The following is an 18,317-nucleotide window of genomic DNA, read 5'->3' on the forward strand; positions in this document are numbered from 1 at the left end:
AACGGGGTTTTCGGCGCTTTTCAGCTGGTATAAGCGCAAATTTCGACCGGAAAACCTTGAGTTCGCCCGCCGCTTGGCCTATTCGGTTGGTTCGCCGAATTTCGCCCAGCGCGACCCACTGTCCCGTTCGATTGTTGCGGGCCCAACACTTCCCGGAGGAGAAATACACATCTTGGATGGCACGGCCCTGACATGTCTGACACTGTTCCTGCCGTTTCTCGGCGCGCTGCTCGCGCCCTGGCTGACGCGCCGGATGGGACACAATGCAGCCTGGGTGCTGGCGCTCGTTCCTGCGGCGATCTTCCTGCATTTTATCGGCTTTTCCGCTGAGGTCGCCGATGGCGGGATCGTTACGGGCGGCTATCGCTGGGTGCCGTCGCTGGATGTTGGCTTCTATTGGTTGATCGACGGTCTGTCGCTGACCTTCGCGCTTCTCATTTCCGGCATCGGCACGCTGATCGTGCTCTATGCCGGCGGCTACCTGAAGGGCCATAAGCAGCAGGGACGGTTCCTGTCCTTTCTGCTGATGTTCATGGGCGCCATGCTCGGGCTCGTCATCTCCGACAGTTTCCTGATGCTGTTCGTCTATTGGGAGCTGACGTCGATAACCTCCTTCCTGCTGATCGGTTTCGATCACACCCGCCAGGCTGCCCGGCGCGCGGCGCTGCAGGCGCTGGTGGTGACGGGCGGTGGCGGGCTGTTCCTGCTTGCCGGGCTGCTGCTGATCTGGAACATCACCGGCACGACGCAGTTTTCCACGCTTTTTGCCATGGCGCCGCAACTCAAGGAAAGCCCGCTCTATCTGGCGGCTTTGTTGCTCGTTCTGGGCGGCGCGTTCACCAAGTCGGCGCAGTTTCCCTTCCATATCTGGTTGCCCAATGCCATGGAGGCGCCGACGCCGGTGTCGGCCTATCTGCACTCGGCGACCATGGTGAAGGCTGGCGTCTACCTTCTGATGCGGCTCAATCCGGCCATGGGCGGCACGCCCGAATGGCAGACGATCCTGCCGGTCGTCGGCGGTACGACGCTGCTCATTGGTGCGCTGCTGGCGGTGCGCCAAACCGATCTGAAACTGATGCTCGCCTATACGACGATGGCCTCGCTCGGCCTGCTTGTGCTGCTGACGGGTTTCGGTTCGCCGCATGCGATCGAGGCGGCGGTCCTCTATCTCGTCGCCCATGCGCTGTTCAAGGGCGCTCTGTTCATGATCGCCGGCATCATCGACCATGAGACGGGAACGCGCGATATCCGCAAGCTTGGCGGTCTGCGACGGGCCATGCCGATCACCTTTGCAGCGGCCATTGCGGCGGCGCTCTCGATGGCCGGGCTGCCACCCTTCCTCGGCTTCCTGGCCAAGGAAGAAATCTATTATGCGCTCGGCCGGTTCGACGCCTGGTCTGTGGTCTTTGCGGCAATCGCCATCCTTGGCAATGCGCTGATGTTCGCCGTTGCCTTTGCCATCGCCCTCAAGCCGTTCCTCGGGGCAAAGGTCGAGACGCCGAAGCCTGCCCATGAGGGGCCGCTGCTGTTGTGGATCGGCCCTGCGGTTCTGTCACTGAAGGGGCTGGCCATGGCGGCGCTCGCCGGCCTGACACACCATCTGGTTTCCACGCCGATGGCGTCTGCCATTGCCGGAGAGCCACGTTTGGTGGAGATTTCGCTGGTGCCGCATCTCGGCGTGCCGCTTGGCCTGTCGGTGGTAACGGTGGTGCTCGGCGTTCTCATCTACCGCAACCTCGATCGTCTGCGCGCGCTGCTGGCCGGCGTGCTGGCGGATATCGGTTGGGGGCCGGATCGCGGCTTCGACCAGGCGATGCGCGGCCTGGTCGGTTTTTCCTTCCGGTTGACGCAGCGGTTGCAGACGGGTCGGTTCGACGACTACATGACCGTGACCTTCATCGCGCTGGCGGTGGTTCTGTTCGCCACGCCGTTCGTCTTCGGCGAGATGCCTCGCCCGCCGGTTTTCCCCAAAGACGTGCCCTGGCACGAACTGGCGATCATGGCGATTGCCGCCGTCGGACTCGTCACCGTGGTCCTGGCCAAGGACCGGCTGACGGCGATTGTTTCGCTCGGTATCCAGGGCTTTGCGGTGGCGGTGATCTTCCTGCTCTATGGCGCACCGGACCTGTCCTTCACGCAGTTCATGATCGAGACACTGGTGGTTGTGATCCTGGCTCTGGTGATGACGCGGCTCAAGGTTTACAAAACCGACCACCGGCCGTTCCGCCAGACGCTGCCGGATGCTACCATTGCGGCCGCCTGTGGTCTGGGCCTCTGCCTGCTGTTGCTGACGGTCACGCAGTCGCCCTTCGACACGACCCTGTCGGATTTCTTCAATCTCCATTCCCAGGCGATTGCCCATGGCGCCAATGTCGTCAACGTCATCATCGTCGATTTCCGCGGCACCGATACGCTGGGCGAGATCGCCGTCGTGATGATCGCGGCGCTCGCCATCCTGTCGCTGGTGCGGCTGCGGGCAGGGTCGATGACGACACGCATGGCCGACAATGATCCTGATGCCGGCGAGGGCAGTGCATGAAGTCCCTGATCCTGCGCACGGTGGCGCCTCTGCTGATCGCGCTGATGCTGATGTTTTCGATCTTCGTATTGCTGCGCGGCCACAACGAGCCGGGCGGCGGCTTCATCGGCGGTCTGATCGCGGTTGCGGCGCTGGCGATCCACGGCATTGCCAATGGCGTCGAGACCGTGCGCCGGGCGATCGTCTTCGATCCGCTGGCCATTGCCGGTGCCGGCCTGTTGATGGCGACGCTGGCCGGACTGATCTCGCTGTGGATGCAGGTGCCGTTCATGACCGGGATCTGGATCGAGCCGAGCCTGCTGGGCCAGAAGGTGCCGCTGTCGAGCGTCATGCTGTTCGATACCGGAGTTTATCTGGTTGTCGTCGGCGCGCTGACCGGCGTGGTGCTGGCGCTCGAGGAAAGGGGAGAGGACTGATGGAACCGATCTTTGCCATCCTCGTCGGCCTGTTCTTCGCCGTTGCCGTCTATCTGCTGCTGTCGAAATTCATCATCCGGGTGCTGCTCGGCGTCGCCATCCTCGGCAATGCGGTCAATCTTTTGATCTTTGCCAGCGGTCGCATCCTGCGCGACGTGCCACCGGTGATCGGCGCCAGCCTCGACATGTCCGTCGGACCGACCGCCAACCCCTTGCCGCAGGCGCTGATCCTGACGGCGATCGTGATTTCCTTTTCCTTCTTCTCGTTCCTGCTGGTTCTGTCCTGGCGCGCCTATCGCGTGCTGGAGACCGACAACACAGACGAGATGCGCGTTGCCGAGCCCGAAGGCGACGCGCCGCCGCCGCTCAGGTATTGACGCATGGCCGTATCCTCTGTTCCCGTTGATCTTTCCGCAGCCATGGTGATGACGCCGACGGCGCTCGTCGACTGGCTGATCATCCTGCCGGTTGTCTGGTGCATCCTGGTGGGCGCCGCCCTCATGCTGGTGCGTCGTCGGGTGCAGGCGCATGCCCGTCTGGCCATCCCGGCCCTGGCGTTGCTGGTGGTGATGAACGCCGGCCTGCTCTATCATGTGGCCGTGACCGGTCCGGTGACCATGGTCATGGGCCGCTGGCTGCCGCCCTTCGGCGTCGCCTTCACGGTTGACCTGACGGGTGCGCTGTTTGCCCTGACGGCCGGCCTGGTCGCACTGGCCGGTTCGGTCGCAGCCCTCGACGACGTCAATGGCAGCGGTCGCCGCTATGGCTTCTATCCCTTCCTGATGCTGCTCATGGCCGGCGTCAACGGCGCCTTCCTGACGGGCGACCTCTTCAATCTCTATGTCTGGTTCGAGGTTCTGCTGATCTCCTCCTTCGGCCTGCTGGTGCTGGGCTCGGAGCGCCGGCAGATCGATGGCGCGGTCAAGTACGGCTTCCTCAACCTGATGGCGACGACGCTGTTCCTGATCGCCACCGGCCTGATCTATGGTGTCTTCGGAACGCTGAACATGGCGGACATCGCGATCAAGGTGCAGGCGGCGCCCGAGCGCGCACCGCTGATGACGCTGACGGCGCTGTTTGTTCTCGCCTTCGGCATGAAGGCGGCGGCCTTTCCGGTGAATTTCTGGCTGCCGGCCTCCTATCACACACCACGGCTGGTGGTGTCGGCGCTGTTTGCCGGGCTTTTGACCAAGGTCGGCATCTACGCGCTGATCCGTGTCTGCGGCATGCTGTTTCCGACATCGCTGGCTGCCCTGAGCCCGGTTCTGTCGACGATCGCCGTGCTGACCATGCTGACCGGCGTTTTCGGCGCCCTGGCGCAGACCGATCTTCGCCGGCTGCTCGGTTACCTCGTGATTGCCGGCATCGGGTCCATGCTGGCCGGCATTGCCATGGGCGGGCAGGGCGGTTTCGGCGGGGCGGTATTCTATGCGCTGCATTCGATCGTGGTGATGACGGCGCTCTATTTCGCGGCGGGGCTTGCCGCCCGGGCTGGCGGCACGGCGTCTCTGGCGGTGCTGGGCGGCATCTATCGCAGCCATCCGGGCCTTGCCGCGCTGTCGCTGATGCTGTTCTTCTCGGTCTCCGGCCTGCCGCCGTTTTCCGGATTCTGGCCGAAGGTAATGCTGGTGCGCACGGCGCTGGACGGCGGCGCCTTCGTGCTGGCGGCAAGCCTGCTGCTCGCCGGCTTCCTGACGACCATCGCCACGGCGCGGATCTTCCTGCTCGCCTACTGGCGCCCGGCGACCGACGAGACACCGCCATTGGCCGTCGTGGCGCTGCCAGTATCGGTGCTTCTCCCGCTTGTCGGGTTGACGGCGCTGTCGCTCGGCATCGGCCTGTTCCCGGAGCCTCTGCTGGCGCTGGTGCGCGTCGCAGCCGAGGGCCTGGTGGCACCTGCCGACTATATCGGTTCCGTCTTTCCCGACGGCTTTCCGGTCGCCATTCCGGGAGGTGCTGCGCCATGAAACACCTGAACATCCTCCTTGCGATGACAGTCGTCTGGTCTGCCATGACCGGCAGCCTGTCGCCTCTCAACCTGTTGCTGGGCGTCGCCGTCAGTGCCCTGTCGCTGTGGCTGGTGCGCGAGCAGGTCGATGCCACCGCGTCGAAGGTGCGGCCGCTCAGGTTCCTGCTGCTCTGCGGCCTGTTCTTCAGGGAACTGGCGCTGTCGGCAATCAAGGTCGCTGTCCTCGTCGTCCAGCCGAAGATGCGGCTGAAGCCCGGCATATTTGCCTTTCCGCTGAGCCTGACGCGTGATTTCGAAATCACCCTTCTGGCCAATCTGATCACGCTGACGCCGGGCACGCTGTCGGTCGATGTCTCCGCTGACCGGCGCCTGCTCTATGTGCATGCGCTCGATTGTTCCGATCCGGCCGCTGCCAAGCGCGACATCGCCAACGGCTTCGAGCGGCGCATCAGGGAGGCCTTCCCGCTATGACACCGGACGATCTCATCCACGCGACAACGACATTTGCGCTCCTGGTCCTGTCGCTGGCCCTGGCGCTGACCGTCTGGCGCATCCGGCGCGGCCCGTCTTTGGCCGACAGGGTGCTGGGCCTCGACATGCTGGTGGCGATCGCCATCGGCTTCATCGCCACGATTGCCATACGGACGGGTTTCAATCTCTACATCGACATCGCGATTGCGCTGGGTCTCGTCGGTTTTCTGGCAACCGTCGCCTTTGCCCGGTTCATCCTGGCGCGCGGCCTGTCGCCGGAACGACCGCAGACGGCACCCGCAACGACCGGAGCTCGGCAGCCCAAACACGGCAAGGCCAGACAGGCAGCGCGACGCAAGCGCAGGGGAGAACGCTGATGGAAGCGATGATGGGCGCGGAACCGGTCGGCATGGCCGTTGCCGTGATCGTGATTGTGCTTCTGGTGGCCGGCTCGCTGTTCAGCCTGCTTGCGGCGCTCGGGCTGGTGCGCTTTCCCGATGTCTACACCCGCATGCACTCCGCCTCAAAGGCCGGCACGATCGGCTCGGGCCTGTTGCTGCTTGCGGCGGGGATCCATGCCCTGGACGGCGCCATTCTGCTCCGGGCCATTGCCGGGTTCTTCTTCTTCCTGCTGACCGCGCCGGTTGCGGCGCATCTTCTCGCCAAGGCCGCGCATCAGGCCGGCGAGCGGCTTCACCCCGTCTCCGTGATCGACCAGATGCCGCAGGACAAAACCGGCAGTGCCGGCTGAAAACCCTGCAACAATGGGGCACGGTCGCTGCCGTCGCCCTGGCGCAGACCTGCCTGCAAATACGTCAATTGCCCGTGTTCCCGGCACCGGATCGCGAACGTAACGTAGTGTTTCCGATATCGTCGATTTTCAGCGCACATTTCAATATGATTGCGACAGATGGCGCACAAATTATGATTGGACTTTTCGGGCATCAATGTTATTCGAGTAACGGCAAAGTGTCGCTTGCAATATTACTTCCGACTGAGATTCCAGTAAAGGTTGTGGATAGTGGTCGTTGCTTTGGAGCGCCAGGCTTGCTTGCCCGTTGGCAACAGCTTTCGCATCAGGGGATTGAGGTTTTTTGCCAGATTGCTGACGCGTTTCATAGGTTGTGCTTCCGCCATGCATGGCGGTTCGTCGTCCGTATGGAGATGCCCGTTTCGTGACGCTTTCGAACAGGTTCTTGTTGCGCCGGGAAACCTTCGTTTCGGGCGCGTTTATGATATTCTATAGGAGAAATGAAGAATGACGGATCCAATGCCCGGCGCGAGCCATGATCTGCTGGTGGAACTCACCGCCGAGATCGTCGCTGCTTATGTCAGCAATCATGTTGTGCCGGTTGCCGAGCTTTCGACCCTGATCACCGACGTGCATGCCGCCCTCAACAACACCAGCAGCCCTGTGCCGGTTGCCGTGATTGTCGAAAAGCCGAAGCCGGCTGTTTCGGTGCGCAAGTCGGTCCAGGACGACCAGATCACCTGCCTGGAATGCGGCGGTACCTTCAAGTCGCTGAAGCGCCACCTGATGACGCACCACAGCCTGTCGCCGGAAGACTATCGCGAAAAATGGGACCTGCAGTCCGATTACCCGATGGTCGCGCCGGCCTATGCCGAAGCGCGCTCGCGCCTCGCCAAGGAAATGGGCCTCGGCCAGCGCCGCAAGCGCCGCGTCAAGTAAGCCTTCGGCTTGTGCCACATTGTTGCAAAGGGCCGGCGTGATCATCACGCCGGCCCTTAATCTTTGTGGGCAGAGGAAAAAATATGCAGTTGTAGAGTTGGCGTGACGGACAACAATCCTGTGGTGATTCGTGCGTGACAGGTCGGTATCTGACATTTTGAGAATCTGTTATCCTCCCGCGAAAAGCGGCGGGGTGGGTAACGTGAAGCGCGTCAATCTTCTGGAATATTTTGAACTGGCCGAGGCTCTTGCGAAAGCAAGGCAGGCGACGTCGGTCGATACGTCAAAAGGCGGTTCAATTTACATCTCGCTTTGGGCGCTTCCCCCAAAGCTGTCGGCGTTCATTGCAGAAGATAATGGGTTCGGCACCTGCAAGCATGCGGCCGCCGATCTCGCTGGCACAATCAGTAGCTGGATTTCGGCTAATGTTATGCCGAACGATACGTTTTCGCCGGACCTTTTCGAAAAGGACTTCAGTAGCTGGCAATACAGCGAGATACCGCGAAAGATCGATTCGTTTCGGAGTGTTTTCGAAGCTGAAAGCCATGATGTTGATGTTTACTCTGTAGGGCAAATCGCGATCTACAAAACGCAGGCGCTTGTTTCGAACGCTTCTCATGTGATCCCGGACGAAATTCGCTCTGAGATGCCCGAAGAGGCTATCAAAGAGTTTGATGATGCGGGCCGCTGTCTCGCCTTCGACCTGCCCACTGCTTGCGGGTTTCATGCGCTAAGGGCGACGGAGTTGGTAATCGACGCCTACCTTAAAGACTTCGGCGTCACTAAGAGTATGAAGAGCTGGAACGATTTCATTAAGGCGGTCCAAGACCTTATAGAGGCGAAAAACAAAGAGCCGAAACCTTCTCAGAAGGTCGGTGCGATGCTTGATAGGATGAGGTCGCTGGACAGGAACCCTCTAATGCACCCGCGCGATGCTCTTGACGCCGTTGGCGCCAATCATCTCTTTAGCTTAAGCGCCATAACCGTGGCTGAGATGATAAAGGACGCTCGCAGAATAAAAGCAGCGAATGTTGTGCCTTTGCTGGCTGCAAATGCAGGGAGTGATTTAGTCAATGAGCAAGCAGCCGAATGACGAGATTGATGAAAAGAAGGGTGACGAGGTTCTTCGGCGTATGTTGAAGACGCCGCCGGAACCGAAAACCCCTCCCAAGCCGAAGTCTGGGAAGGTCGATAAGGAACCTAGCAACGAGTAATCAGTTATGATTATTGATCGTTACAGGGAGTTCTCATATGTCTTCTGAGATCGGTTTCTATCCCCTCACGCAGGGACAAATGGCCGGGGACGTGCAAAGTGCAGAAGTGGGTAGCGCCAGCGGCGCAAATGCTTCGCCATTTATGATGAAGAGCCAAGTTAGTGGTCAAACGTTGATTGAAGTTTTCCGTTTCGCCAATATACAGGGCATCCCAATTGCCGTTGATCGCCAGTTTGCAGGCGACGTAGACTCCAGGCTTTTCGAAGTAAACGACACCAATGGGGTCGAGTTGAAACGCATATATCGTCCCGCTTTGACCTCTCCAATTAACGATAATTGGGGATGCAGGGTTCGCTACAGGACGCTTCGGTAGTTCGGGTAGTCGAGCCATATAAAAAAGTCCTTATGTGTTGCCACAGGACGGCTTGACGACTCTGCCCACGGGCTTAAAGTCTGAAATGCGTTCATATCGAGCCGTCCTATGGCTTGGTTACGTTGACGGCAGCGAATCGTAAGTTCGCTGCCGTTTCCAATTGGGCGCTTAGAGAACGATTACGGCAAGGGGTGTTTGCCAAATGCCCGCAATTCAAAGGCGAGTATTCTGCTTCTTCCACAGGCGCAGCAGCTTGCCCAGCTAATGCGCGCGCGCCTTCGTTCGTCCGCCGAAATGCGAGGCGCTTGCCACCGGTACCAGCAATAAGGTCTTCGGCGCGCTCTGCATCTGTAATCTTAAGAGCCGTGTGGCGGTTATAACGGAAGTTAAATCCGGTGGATAATGTTGAAGATGCGCTTCATCGCAATGCTGATAAACGCCGATCATGCAATGAGGGCAGATCGGGCCGTTCGGCCAATGTTCCGGCTCACGGTGTTCACGGTCTTTTCGGCGTCTGTGTGGATGGCACTTGTCGTCTCGAACACCGCGTTTCGTCTCCACAGCGATCTACAAAGCAAAAACCAACTCAACGCGTTGAGTATGTGCAGAGGAAAAAATACCTATAATTTCTGTTTCGATCGTGAATAACCGAGGGAAATCAACGCATGGTTGCGGTAAGGCGGTTCCTTCCATCCCCGTAATCGCACTAGGGTGTATGAATTAATTCCTATTCAAGGAGTGAGTTCATGCCCGCGATCAAGACCAGCCGTTCCAGAATGCCGCCCTCCCGCAGTGTCCCGTTTCCCGGCGAGAAGACAGTTCGCGCCCGTCTTGCGGCTGGAAGCACCAAGACAGGCATTTCCAGCCCTGGCGAGGCCAGCCATCTTCCGGGTGCCGGCAGTGCGTCTGGGCCCGGCGGACCTGCTGTCGGTGGCCCATCTGGTGGTGGCGCATCTGGTGGTGGCATGTCTGGTGGTAGCATGTCTGGTGGTAGCAGGTCTGGTGGTGGTTCAGAGGGGGGACTGCCGGCACGGCTCCTCTGCGGCATCGTTCGCCAGGTGACGGCGGAGATGCTGATGCTCGTTGGCGACCACCGGATGCAGATGCGCCGCGACCGGCGGCGCTCCAGCTGCCATGTTCGCCAGATTGCCATGTATGTCAGCCATGTGGTGCTGCAGATCTCGCTGACCGATATCGGCCAGGTTTTCGGGCGTGACCGGACGACCGTCAGCCATGCCTGCAATGTCGTCGAGGATCGTCGTGACGACGTTGCCTTCGATGATTTCGTGGCTGCCGTCGAGCGGGTGATCACCGCGGTGTTCGGCGCCGGCGGAGGCAGCGATCATGCGTGAGGATGGCGCCGCGCGGCAGCGGCAGATGGTCAGGCTCGTTCGTCTCGTGGCGGGTGGTGCGACCCTGATCCGTGACGGCGGCGATGGCGCGACGGTGCTTGTCGGCCGGGCCGGCGAGGCGGGGCGACCGGTGGCCCGGGCGCTGCCCGATGCGGCCTGCGCGCTGGGGCTTTTGGTCCGCAGCGGCGACACGCTTCGGGCGACACCGCAGGCGAGGGCCTTTCTGCGCCGGGCGCTTCTGTCTGCGGAAACCCAGTTTCAGGACCAGCATCGCGATATCGAACAGCAGAATCGGCCGGTCGAGGGGCTGCGCCAGAGCGTGCGCGTCAATCTCGCGGAATCGCCGCTTGCTGCCATGGCGCGCTTGAAGGAGAAATCCGGCGTGCTTTTTCTGGATGCCGTTGCGCTGGATGCCGGTCTGCGCCTGCATGCCGATTTCACCCGCGGCCAGTTGCAGCCGCAACTGACCATGCGCTACGAGCCGCGGCTTGCCGGCAAGAGCAAGGGCGCGGGTGGCGTCGCTGATCTCTGCGACAGCGCGGTTGCAGCGCGTGGCCGGGTGCGGGCCGCCGTCGAGGCGATCGGCCCTGAATTGAGCGGCGTGGCGCTCGATATCTGCTGCTTTGAAAAAGGTCTCGAAACCGTGGAGCGCGAGCGGCAATGGCCGGTGCGGTCCGCCAAGCTGATGCTGCGCGCGGCCCTGATGGCGCTGGCACGCCACTATGCTCCGCCGCCGACCCGGGCCCGCCGCACCGCCTGGGGCGATGATGGCTTTCGCCCTGACAGGACCGCTGCGGTCACCCGGCGCCCGGCCGCAGGCCGGTGATCACGCCATCCCCTGTCTGGGGGATGGTCAGGCGATCAGCTGCTGCGCCGCTTCCTCACGAATGCGCTTGACCATGGAGCGCAGGCCATTGGCGCGCTGCGCCGACAGATGCTCGACAAGGCCGATCTTGCCGAACACATCGAGCGCGTCGAGCTTGACGATTTCAGAGGCGTGTTTGCCGGAATAGATCGCCAGCACGATGGCAACAAGGCCGCGAACGATATGCGCGTCGGATTCGCCTTCAAAGGTCAGGACCGGATCCGCCCCCGACGCCACATCCGGCGCGTTGGTTACCAGCCAGACCTGGCTGGCGCACCCCTGGACCTTGTGTTCGGCGGTGCGCTGTTCTTCCGGCATCTCCGGCAGGGCCTTGCCGATCTCGATCACGTAGCGATAGCGGTCCTCCCATTCCTCGAGGAAAGCGAAGTCGTCGATGATCTTGTCAATCGGGGTCATGCTTGCATCCGGCCTTTGGGTCATGCCTGATCATATAGGTGATCGACGGCCGGATGAGAACCGCAAAACATGCGACATTTCCGGCCCTGCATGGCCGTCGAGGGGAGAATGCGCGGCGGTAGAGAGAGGAAAAAACCGTGCGGGATGGGCGTTCCGCACGGCGGCCGTAAGATCGGCAGGTTCAGGCAGGGTATGCGGGACATTGAAGGATGCAGGCGGAGCGCGCTGGTCCTATTTCTGCGCGGTCCTCGGCTCGATGCGCGGTTCCGGGACCGGTGTTTTTCCGAACATCGGGACCGTATCGCCTTCGGCATCGACGGCGAGCGTATCGTTGGGGTCGGCAAGGGTCGCCGGTGCGGTATCGGCGGCAATCGTGCCGGTCATCACCGCATCGTCAGGCGAAGCAAACTGCTGGTCGAGGAACTGATAGGCGATGCGGGCGCCCTCCCGGGCCCGGTGGCCGAGTGCCACGAAGGTCTCGCCGCCCTTTTCGCAGACATCCGGCTTCTGGATGCAGAGCGCGCTGATATAACCGAAGGCCTCGGTGGCAGCCGAAAACGTATCGCCGACATCCACCTTCGGACCGCGCTCCAGGGTCGTCGTGCTGGCCGGATCGAGAAACGGCAAAAGCACGAGCACCATCGAAAACCAGAATGTTCCCTTGATCAGAAACCACATCGTCTTGCCCATCCTTGTAACCGGTGCCGATGCGCGCCGGTCTTTGCCGGATGCGTCGCCTTTCGCCACCTTGTCTGGTCACAATAGGAAGGGAATCGGAAAATGCCTTTGCCAAAACCGTTCGCATTTGCGCCGTGTTTTCATAAAGTTGGATATTCCGGCATTTGAATGGCATTTGCAGCGTATTTGAACGAGCGCCATTAATCATCATGGCGGAGCGGATGCGGCCAAGCCCGCAAACGCGGGCCTCGACTAGGACCGGCCTTGCCACAGGCGTTAACGCGCTGCCAAAAACCGCCTAAAATCCGTCGCTTACGCCCCATTAACCACAAAAGACGAAGCCTCCGGATTCTGTCCCGGAATGGGACTTTCGGGGGATTCCGGCAGGTTTCCACAGCTTTCATTTATTCTTTCATTAAGCCGCCGGTGCGAAATTCGAGACAGGCAGAACACATGCCGAAAAACGAATTCGGGCGCTGTGTAAATGGCCGCGAAACAAGCCGGAAACGCTGCCCGCGGGCAGGCGATTGCGGACAAGAACAGAATGCAGGGTCAAGCGTGAGCGTATTGCGTAACATTGCTGGAAAAATGGCATCCCGCGTGGATGGCGTGGCCGGCCTGTGGTTACCGCGACAGGTGGCCGGCGCCCCGGACCGGCGCCGCGACTTCGCGGTGCTGCGCAGCGTCGCTGCCTCCGCGCTGATTGCCTTTCCCATCGTGCCGGCGCTCCTGTCGCTGGCCCTGCCGATTTCGCTGGCCCTGCCGGTCGGTGCAGCGCTGGTCGCCGCCTGCTCGCTGATGCTGGCCGTCTGCGGCATTGCCTATAGCCGCACCCGCGAGGAGCGCGAGACGTCGGCTGTGGTCGAGATCCAGCCGGCCGCCCTCGACATGGCTGCAGTCTACAACCGCTTCGCCGGCCTCGTCACCATGCATGATCGTCGTGGTTCGGTGACCGGCCTTTACGGTCGCGATGCCGCCGACTATCTGGCCTGGATGCGCGATCCCTCGGGCCGCGGTTTCCTCGAGCAGATCTATGTCTCCGACCGCATCCTCTTCCTGCAGGCGATCGACCGCCTGCGCCAGGGCGACGACCGGGGCACGATTGATATCCGCATGGAGCGGCCGAGCGTCTTTGCCGAGGGCGAGCAGTTCGTGCACATGCGCTGCGAGATGACGGCGATCACCGGCGGTGATGCCGCCTCCGGCTCCATTCTGGTGCAGTCGCATGATGTGTCCGAAGAGGCCCGTCTGCGCAGCGATGCCGCCCAGAAAGCCAGGATTGCCGAGCAGGCCAACGATGCCAAGACGCGTTTCCTGGCAGCCGTCAGCCATGAGCTGCGCACCCCGCTCAACGCCATTCTCGGATTTTCCGATATCCTGTCGGGCGAATATTTCGGCAAGCTGGAAAACGATCGCCAGCGCGAATATGTCAGCCTGATCAACCAGTCCGGCCTGCATCTCCTGTCTGTGGTCAACACCATGCTCGACATGAGCAAGATCGAGGCGGGCCGTTACGAGCTGATCCCCGAGCCCTTTGTCGTCGCCGATGTCGTCAAGGCCTGCGAGGCCATGCTCGGACTGCAGGCGCGCAACAAGGGTGTGCAACTGACCAGCCGCATCGCCCGCGGCGTCGGCGAGGTCAATGCCGACCAGCGCTCGATCCAGCAGATCCTGATCAACCTTGTCGGCAATGCCATCAAGTTCACCGATAGCGGTGGTCTCGTGACCATTGATGCGGAAACCGCCGGCAACGATCTGAAGCTGATCGTCAGCGATACCGGCATCGGCATTGCGGAAGACAAGCTCGGCCTTCTCGGCCAGCCCTTCGTGCAGATCGAGAACGACTATACGCGCAAGTATGAAGGCACGGGCCTCGGCCTGTCGCTGGTCAAGGGACTGGTGGCGCTGCATGGCGGCCGGTTCGACATTCGCAGCCGGCCGGGCGAGGGCACCGTCATCACCGTCACAATTTCGCTTGATGGCTCCGGCATCTGCTCTATCGGCGAAGACGAGACCGTGGAAAACACCATGGTCGAATTTCCGCCGCGCTTGAAGGAGCGTGCCCAGGCGCATAGGACAAACGACAAGGCCGGCAAGCCGGTCGTGCCTGAACGGGACGATCGCATCGCAGGAGACACGGACGGGGGCGCAGGTCATGACGACTCGCAAGCGAAAACAGCCTGAGAAAAAGCCGCCGGCCCGGCGTCGCCAGGGCTTTGCCATGCGCGCAATGGCGTTCACGGGGCGGCTTGCTGCGCGCCATCCGGGCGTCTTCGGCGGCACGGCGGCCTTTGCCGTGGTGTTCAGCTTCGTTTCCGCCAATGCGCTCTGGTATCAGCCGGGCGTGCATCCGTCGCCCTTCCTGCGCACCCGCATTCCCTTCACGCAGCCACAGATCGCCGGCGATCCGGCACTGCAGGACGGTGACGAGACCGGTGGTATCGCACCGCGCAAGGTGACGACCTTTGTCATCGAGCGCGAGGGCGACACGCCGACGGATGCGCCCGAAACCAGGACCGCGAGCATCGACAAGACGCAACCGGTCGACACGGTGCAAACGCAGAGCCAGCCGCTCGCTGCTCCGGCCGAGCTGTCCGACAGCGCCCTCGTCACCAGCATCCAGACGGAACTCTTCCGGCAGGGCCTCTATGAGGGGCCGGCCGACGGCAAGACCGGGCCGAAGACGGCGTCAGCGATCCTGCGCTTCGAAAAGCTGGCGGGTCTGACCGAGACGGGCATGCCCGACAGCGCCTTGCTGGCGGCGCTGAAGGCCGCCCCGAAACGGCTTGCAGCGGTCACTCCGGCCGAGCGGCCCTATGAAAACGTCAAGGCGACCAAGGGCGATATCGATCCTGTCGCAGCCGCGATCCGCAATGCCGAGGTCGATCCGCAGTTCATTCCGAAGACCGATATCCCGGCCTCCAGCGAAATGGTCATGAACATCCAGAAGGGCCTGAGCAATCTGGCCTATGCGGACGTGTCGATCGATGGCGTCGCTGGCGAACAGACACGCGCCGCCATCCGCCATTTTGAGAAACACTACCGCCTGCCGCAGACCGGCGAGCCGAATGCCAAGGTTCTGAAAAAGCTCAAGGAAATCGGCGCCCTCTAGGGCGTTCGAGCGCTGCGCCAGCCTGGGACAGAGGCAGGGCCGGTCTTCGTCAAGGACCGGCATTGGGGCGGGCTGCCGCTTACCATCCTTGCCTTTGCGTCTGCCCGACCATCGCAGTCCGGATTTGCGCGGCGACGGCCGCCGGTGTAATCAGCGGTGCATGCGTCTCAAATCCGAAATCTTCGTGTCCGCCCTGATCCGCCGCGTCTTCATTGGCGGCGATTATGCCGCCGTGCTGCGCAAGGGCGCGGCCGAAGCCGGCGCGATCTTCATCCGGCAGCGGCTGCGCCTGGGCACGGAAGTGCTCTACGGACCGGCGCCGCAAAGCGCCTTCGACGCGGATCTGAACCCCGGGCGATTGTTTGAGGTGCGTCTCGACAGGGTCGATGCCGAGACCGTGGAGACAAGCCTTGCCCGTGAAATGCGCTTCGATCCGGATTGCTGGATCGTCGAGATCGAAGTGGAAGACCGCGGCGATCTGTTCGATGTTGCCGGATAGAACCTGTCGCGCCGAAACGGACTGCGCCTTTTTGACGGAAGCCTTCGGTATAACAAAACCTTCATTCGCCGCGGCGGAGCCTGGGGATCGCGACGGGCTCTGGCGCGCTTAGCGACCGAAGCTGCGGCGTTTTCCGGCGACAGCCGTCTGCTCGGTGGCAACGGGGCGGGCGTTCGTCTGGCGCGGATCGACGGTCCGGTCGGCGGCCAGATGCGGCGCATGGGTGGCCGTTTCAGTGGAGGAGCGATCCGCCCGGAGCCAGGCTTCGACGCGCTCGCGGCTGGTGACGGGATTGCTGGTGTCGATCAGCACCTCGGCGCGGGTCGTTCCGCCGATGCGCTCGGCAAGATGCGGGTAGAGCGACTGCAGGATGAGCATCTGGTCGCTGCGGTTGACCAGAAGGGCGCTCAGGGTTGCCGCCAGTTGCTGGCCGGAGACGTCGAGCACGATGCGTTCCCCGAGCAACGGCGTAGCGTCAAGGCTGGCAGACAGGCTGAAGGCAAAGAGATTGGCTTCGCCGCTGCGGGCAAACCGCACCAGCAGGGCTTCCGGCAATTCGCCGATCGGGGCAAGCTGCACCGGTACCGGCACCGGCATCGCAGCCTGACGATTGGTCAGGGCCAGCGCCTTCAATTCCCGACGCAGGCTTTCCTCGCGCAATTGCCGTTGCCGCATGTCATCGCGCGCCGTTGTCGTTGCGGCTGTGCGATCTTCCAACGAGGGCATTTGCGGTTGCGCTGCGCGGACCGTGCGGGCCTGCTGCGCCAGGCTGCCGAGCGTCTGGCGGCGTTCGACCAGCGTATCCACCACCTGGGGAGAAAGATCCTCCCTTCTCGCGATGGCCGTGGAATGGGCAGGGCTCTGGCTGCGGATGATGGCAATCAGGGTCTCGTCGGCGATCGACGTGGACCGGGTGAGGAAAATCGCAGCGATCGAAATCTGGGCGCTGCCGATCTGCAGGGCAACCGCTTCCGGGAGGTGCGGGCATTGCGACAAGGCGGCTGCGGCCTGACGCCGGGCCTCGTCGCTGGAGGACTGGAAAAGCGGTTCGAACAGTTCGGAAAACTGCTTCATGTCAGATTTGCGCGGGTGCCGAAGACCCTCGAAACCGGTCACCGTCGCCATCAGCACGACGTCTTTGAGACGTCCTGATTGCGGTCTTTCCAACTCACGAAACCGGTCCGACACGGATACACCCACTCGCACGCAAAACTTCATACACATCCGCCCGGGCAGCCGGCGAAACGCCACTGTACCGATACGGGACCCATGGTTCACACTAGGGCAAAAGCGTTGACGGCTCGTTAACTATGGGTGTTTGGGTTTCCTTTATATCTGGGGCCGGGATAAGGCGCCCCGAGTGGCCGCCAACCGATAGACGGCGGCACGGTGCCAGCGGCGTGTCATCGGCACGCGAGGCGCAGCGAAACGATGTCCGGGAAAGGCCTGGCGCGTCCGGCAATGTCTTCGTTGGATGCGGCGAGGTCTTCGGTGGAGTTGACAAGCTCCGCATCCGCGGCATCGCTGATCGCGATCAGTGCCTCTTCGCGGGTGAATCCTTTGAGGACGGCTTTGTCCACCAGCAGACGCACGCCGTGGCGCATCTCGCTTTCGCAGGTCTGGCGTCTCGATGGGAGTTGCATGCGGACAGAGAGCTGTTTCGTCATGACCATATTCCTTGGTTGCTAGAACGGACAACTCTCAGGAGAAGATATTGTTCCATACGCGCAAAAGTTATATGTCGACGGTTGCAGACGCCTTGCTTGTCCAGGACGTCCGGGGGCGATGACGCCCCCGGATTGTTCAAGAGGTTACTTTGCCTTGTTGATGGCGCACTGAACATCGCCTTCAGCGCATGTGCCCGGTCGGCGATCGTTGCGGCGATCATTACGGCGCTCTTCGTTGCGGCGTTGTTCGCGGCGATTTTCCTGCGGGCGTGCTTCTTCGCGCCGGTTTTCCTGGCGACGGCTTTCGTCGCGACGACGACGGCCGTCATTGTCGAACTGGTCGACGGTGTTTCTTTCTTCGATTACCCGTCGGCGATCACGATCGCGGTCCCGACGATCGCGCCGGTCACGGTCCTGATTGTACACGTCGTTGTCTGTGTTGCGGTACTGGTCCCTGCGCTCATATTGGTCCGTGGTGCGACGGCGTTCGATACGATTGCCGTCATCATTCGAGCGGCTCCAGCGTTGGCGATCCCTGTAGAAGTCGCGGTTGCGATAGTTGCGCTCCCAGTAGTTGCCGAGATCGAAGGTAATCGTCGGAATGCCGAGCGGCCGGTAATATTGCGGCTGCAGATAGACGCGGTTCTGGCGATATTCGGTGGCGATATATTGCGCTGCAACCCAGCCCCGCCCCTGGTAGAAGGAGACGTCGCACCACGGGACGTCCGACAGGCACCCATGGATTTCGAGTTCGGTCTCGACCGGAATGACGGTCACCGCCGGATAGCGCGTGCTTGGTCCCGAGCGCATGTTGACGTTTGCCGTGGCAAAACCGTCTGCGGCTGCGGCTAGGCTGGGCACCAGCAGCATGGCTGCGGCCGCAACTCCCAAAAGAATGTTTCTCACTGATGTTTCTCCCGTAAAATGCGTTTTTTCACTGAGTTCGCTACTGTGTCGGCCTACATCGTCCTGAAGGCGGGGGGATCCCACTGCATAGTTGAGTAGACGTCTGTTTTTGTGTTTTTATTTGGGTGGCGCAGCTCTTTTGTCGATCG

The 18,317-nt window shown here is 61.7% G+C and carries 20 protein-coding genes and 1 pseudogene; 15 read left to right on the forward strand and 6 right to left on the reverse strand.

Features of this window, described 5'->3' with window-relative positions; translation table 11 throughout:
• Positions 1-172: 172 nt before the first annotated feature.
• From AX760_RS14390 to AX760_RS14435, 10 genes are all read left to right on the forward strand, one after another.
• Positions 173-2,539: a putative monovalent cation/H+ antiporter subunit A gene (locus AX760_RS14390; protein WP_071833653.1), complete on the forward strand. Its 2,367-nt coding sequence runs from the start codon at positions 173-175 to the stop codon at positions 2,537-2,539.
• Complete coding sequence (locus AX760_RS14395; RefSeq protein ID WP_071833617.1) at positions 2,536-2,955, forward strand: Na+/H+ antiporter subunit B; 420 nt, start codon at positions 2,536-2,538, stop codon at positions 2,953-2,955. The genes AX760_RS14390 and AX760_RS14395 overlap by 4 nt, the downstream gene beginning before the upstream one ends.
• A complete protein-coding gene (locus AX760_RS14400; RefSeq protein ID WP_071833618.1) occupies positions 2,955-3,332 on the forward strand; it encodes a Na+/H+ antiporter subunit C in 378 nt (125 codons plus the stop codon). Before AX760_RS14395 ends, AX760_RS14400 begins: the two co-directional genes overlap by 1 nt.
• A 3-nt stretch (positions 3,333-3,335) precedes the next feature.
• Positions 3,336-4,922 carry a Na+/H+ antiporter subunit D gene (locus tag AX760_RS14405; RefSeq protein ID WP_071833619.1) on the forward strand — a complete coding sequence of 529 codons (1,587 nt, stop codon included), beginning with the start codon at positions 3,336-3,338 and terminating at the stop codon, positions 4,920-4,922.
• Positions 4,919-5,395, forward strand: coding sequence for a Na+/H+ antiporter subunit E (locus tag AX760_RS14410; protein WP_071833620.1), 477 nt, complete (start codon positions 4,919-4,921; stop codon positions 5,393-5,395). The genes AX760_RS14405 and AX760_RS14410 overlap by 4 nt, the downstream gene beginning before the upstream one ends.
• Positions 5,392-5,772, forward strand: coding sequence for a cation:proton antiporter (locus tag AX760_RS14415; protein WP_071833621.1), 381 nt, complete (start codon positions 5,392-5,394; stop codon positions 5,770-5,772). Before AX760_RS14410 ends, AX760_RS14415 begins: the two co-directional genes overlap by 4 nt.
• Before the next feature lie 32 nt (positions 5,773-5,804).
• The gene (gene mnhG, locus AX760_RS14420; RefSeq protein WP_071833654.1) at positions 5,805-6,146 is read left to right on the forward strand and encodes a monovalent cation/H(+) antiporter subunit G; all 342 of its coding nucleotides are present in this window, start codon (positions 5,805-5,807) and stop codon (positions 6,144-6,146) included.
• A 507-nt stretch (positions 6,147-6,653) separates the two neighbouring features.
• Complete coding sequence (locus AX760_RS14425; RefSeq protein ID WP_071833622.1) at positions 6,654-7,085, forward strand: Ros/MucR family transcriptional regulator; 432 nt, start codon at positions 6,654-6,656, stop codon at positions 7,083-7,085.
• Positions 7,086-7,287: 202 nt separating this feature from the next.
• Positions 7,288-8,178, forward strand: coding sequence for a hypothetical protein (locus tag AX760_RS14430; protein ID WP_139275996.1), 891 nt, complete (start codon positions 7,288-7,290; stop codon positions 8,176-8,178).
• A gap of 158 nt (positions 8,179-8,336) precedes the next feature.
• Positions 8,337-8,672, forward strand: a complete 336-nt coding sequence (locus AX760_RS14435) for a hypothetical protein (RefSeq protein ID WP_071833624.1) — start codon at positions 8,337-8,339, stop codon at positions 8,670-8,672.
• Between the two features lie 265 nt (positions 8,673-8,937).
• Here the strand turns inward: AX760_RS14435 and AX760_RS27740 are convergent.
• Positions 8,938-9,119: pseudogene (locus AX760_RS27740) on the reverse strand (IS1595 family transposase); the annotation flags it as partial.
• 299 nt (positions 9,120-9,418) lie between these two features.
• Here AX760_RS27740 and AX760_RS28205 point away from each other — a divergent pair.
• Positions 9,419-10,024 carry a helix-turn-helix domain-containing protein gene (locus AX760_RS28205; RefSeq protein WP_425348858.1) on the forward strand — a complete coding sequence of 202 codons (606 nt, stop codon included), beginning with the start codon at positions 9,419-9,421 and terminating at the stop codon, positions 10,022-10,024.
• Complete coding sequence (locus AX760_RS14450) at positions 10,017-10,850, forward strand: DUF6456 domain-containing protein (RefSeq protein WP_071833627.1); 834 nt, start codon at positions 10,017-10,019, stop codon at positions 10,848-10,850. The genes AX760_RS28205 and AX760_RS14450 overlap by 8 nt, the downstream gene beginning before the upstream one ends.
• 27 nt (positions 10,851-10,877) lie before the next feature.
• Here the strand turns inward: AX760_RS14450 and AX760_RS14455 are convergent, their stop codons facing one another.
• Together AX760_RS14455 and AX760_RS14460 are read right to left on the reverse strand one after the other, a co-directional pair.
• Complete coding sequence (locus AX760_RS14455) at positions 10,878-11,306, reverse strand: SufE family protein (protein ID WP_071833655.1); 429 nt, start codon at positions 11,304-11,306, stop codon at positions 10,878-10,880.
• Positions 11,307-11,537: 231 nt separating this feature from the next.
• Positions 11,538-11,984 carry a DUF5330 domain-containing protein gene (locus tag AX760_RS14460; RefSeq protein WP_071833656.1) on the reverse strand — a complete coding sequence of 149 codons (447 nt, stop codon included), beginning with the start codon at positions 11,982-11,984 and terminating at the stop codon, positions 11,538-11,540.
• Positions 11,985-12,572: 588 nt separating this feature from the next.
• On the opposite strand from AX760_RS14460, the gene AX760_RS14465 reads away from it, so the two are divergent.
• From AX760_RS14465 to AX760_RS14475, 3 genes are all read left to right on the forward strand, one after another.
• On the forward strand, positions 12,573-14,168 hold the full coding sequence (locus AX760_RS14465; RefSeq protein WP_083531195.1) for a sensor histidine kinase: 1,596 nt from the start codon (positions 12,573-12,575) through the stop codon (positions 14,166-14,168).
• Positions 14,140-15,096, forward strand: coding sequence for a peptidoglycan-binding domain-containing protein (locus AX760_RS14470; RefSeq protein ID WP_071833628.1), 957 nt, complete (start codon positions 14,140-14,142; stop codon positions 15,094-15,096). Before AX760_RS14465 ends, AX760_RS14470 begins: the two co-directional genes overlap by 29 nt.
• Before the next feature lie 160 nt (positions 15,097-15,256).
• Positions 15,257-15,595 carry a DUF1491 family protein gene (locus AX760_RS14475; RefSeq protein WP_071833629.1) on the forward strand — a complete coding sequence of 113 codons (339 nt, stop codon included), beginning with the start codon at positions 15,257-15,259 and terminating at the stop codon, positions 15,593-15,595.
• Between the two features lie 108 nt (positions 15,596-15,703).
• Here the strand turns inward: AX760_RS14475 and AX760_RS14480 are convergent, their stop codons facing one another.
• From AX760_RS14480 to AX760_RS14490, 3 genes are all read right to left on the reverse strand, one after another.
• Positions 15,704-16,813, reverse strand: coding sequence for a DUF2336 domain-containing protein (locus AX760_RS14480; RefSeq protein ID WP_071833630.1), 1,110 nt, complete (start codon positions 16,811-16,813; stop codon positions 15,704-15,706).
• A gap of 185 nt (positions 16,814-16,998) precedes the next feature.
• Positions 16,999-17,262, reverse strand: coding sequence for a hypothetical protein (locus AX760_RS14485; RefSeq protein ID WP_139275998.1), 264 nt, complete (start codon positions 17,260-17,262; stop codon positions 16,999-17,001).
• Positions 17,263-17,406: 144 nt separating this feature from the next.
• Positions 17,407-18,168, reverse strand: coding sequence for an SH3 domain-containing protein (locus AX760_RS14490; RefSeq protein WP_071833632.1), 762 nt, complete (start codon positions 18,166-18,168; stop codon positions 17,407-17,409).
• Between the last annotated feature and the right edge of the window lie 149 nt (positions 18,169-18,317).

Origin of the sequence: Pararhizobium antarcticum (genome assembly GCF_001885585.1) — a bacterium.
Taxonomy (GTDB): domain Bacteria; phylum Pseudomonadota; class Alphaproteobacteria; order Rhizobiales; family Rhizobiaceae; genus Pararhizobium; species Pararhizobium antarcticum.

Bases quoted from the DNA above. Each gene is read 5' to 3' on its own strand.
- AX760_RS14395 (WP_071833617.1), top strand. From the start codon at position 2,536: ATGAAGTCCCTGATCCTGCGCACGGTGGCGCCTCTGCTGATCGCGCTG.
- AX760_RS14400 (WP_071833618.1), top strand. From the start codon at position 2,955: ATGGAACCGATCTTTGCCATCCTCGTCGGCCTGTTCTTCGCCGTTGCC.
- AX760_RS14405 (WP_071833619.1), top strand. From the start codon at position 3,336: ATGGCCGTATCCTCTGTTCCCGTTGATCTTTCCGCAGCCATGGTGATG.
- AX760_RS14410 (WP_071833620.1), top strand. From the start codon at position 4,919: ATGAAACACCTGAACATCCTCCTTGCGATGACAGTCGTCTGGTCTGCC.
- AX760_RS14415 (WP_071833621.1), top strand. From the start codon at position 5,392: ATGACACCGGACGATCTCATCCACGCGACAACGACATTTGCGCTCCTG.
- mnhG (WP_071833654.1), top strand. From the start codon at position 5,805: ATGGCCGTTGCCGTGATCGTGATTGTGCTTCTGGTGGCCGGCTCGCTG.
- AX760_RS14425 (WP_071833622.1), top strand. From the start codon at position 6,654: ATGACGGATCCAATGCCCGGCGCGAGCCATGATCTGCTGGTGGAACTC.
- AX760_RS14435 (WP_071833624.1), top strand. From the start codon at position 8,337: ATGTCTTCTGAGATCGGTTTCTATCCCCTCACGCAGGGACAAATGGCC.
- AX760_RS28205 (WP_425348858.1), top strand. From the start codon at position 9,419: ATGCCCGCGATCAAGACCAGCCGTTCCAGAATGCCGCCCTCCCGCAGT.
- AX760_RS14450 (WP_071833627.1), top strand. From the start codon at position 10,017: ATGCGTGAGGATGGCGCCGCGCGGCAGCGGCAGATGGTCAGGCTCGTT.
- AX760_RS14455 (WP_071833655.1), bottom strand. From the start codon at position 11,306: ATGACCCCGATTGACAAGATCATCGACGACTTCGCTTTCCTCGAGGAA.
- AX760_RS14460 (WP_071833656.1), bottom strand. From the start codon at position 11,984: ATGTGGTTTCTGATCAAGGGAACATTCTGGTTTTCGATGGTGCTCGTG.
- AX760_RS14465 (WP_083531195.1), top strand. From the start codon at position 12,573: ATGGCATCCCGCGTGGATGGCGTGGCCGGCCTGTGGTTACCGCGACAG.
- AX760_RS14470 (WP_071833628.1), top strand. From the start codon at position 14,140: ATGACGACTCGCAAGCGAAAACAGCCTGAGAAAAAGCCGCCGGCCCGG.
- AX760_RS14475 (WP_071833629.1), top strand. From the start codon at position 15,257: ATGCGTCTCAAATCCGAAATCTTCGTGTCCGCCCTGATCCGCCGCGTC.
- AX760_RS14480 (WP_071833630.1), bottom strand. From the start codon at position 16,813: ATGAAGTTTTGCGTGCGAGTGGGTGTATCCGTGTCGGACCGGTTTCGT.
- AX760_RS14485 (WP_139275998.1), bottom strand. From the start codon at position 17,262: ATGACGAAACAGCTCTCTGTCCGCATGCAACTCCCATCGAGACGCCAG.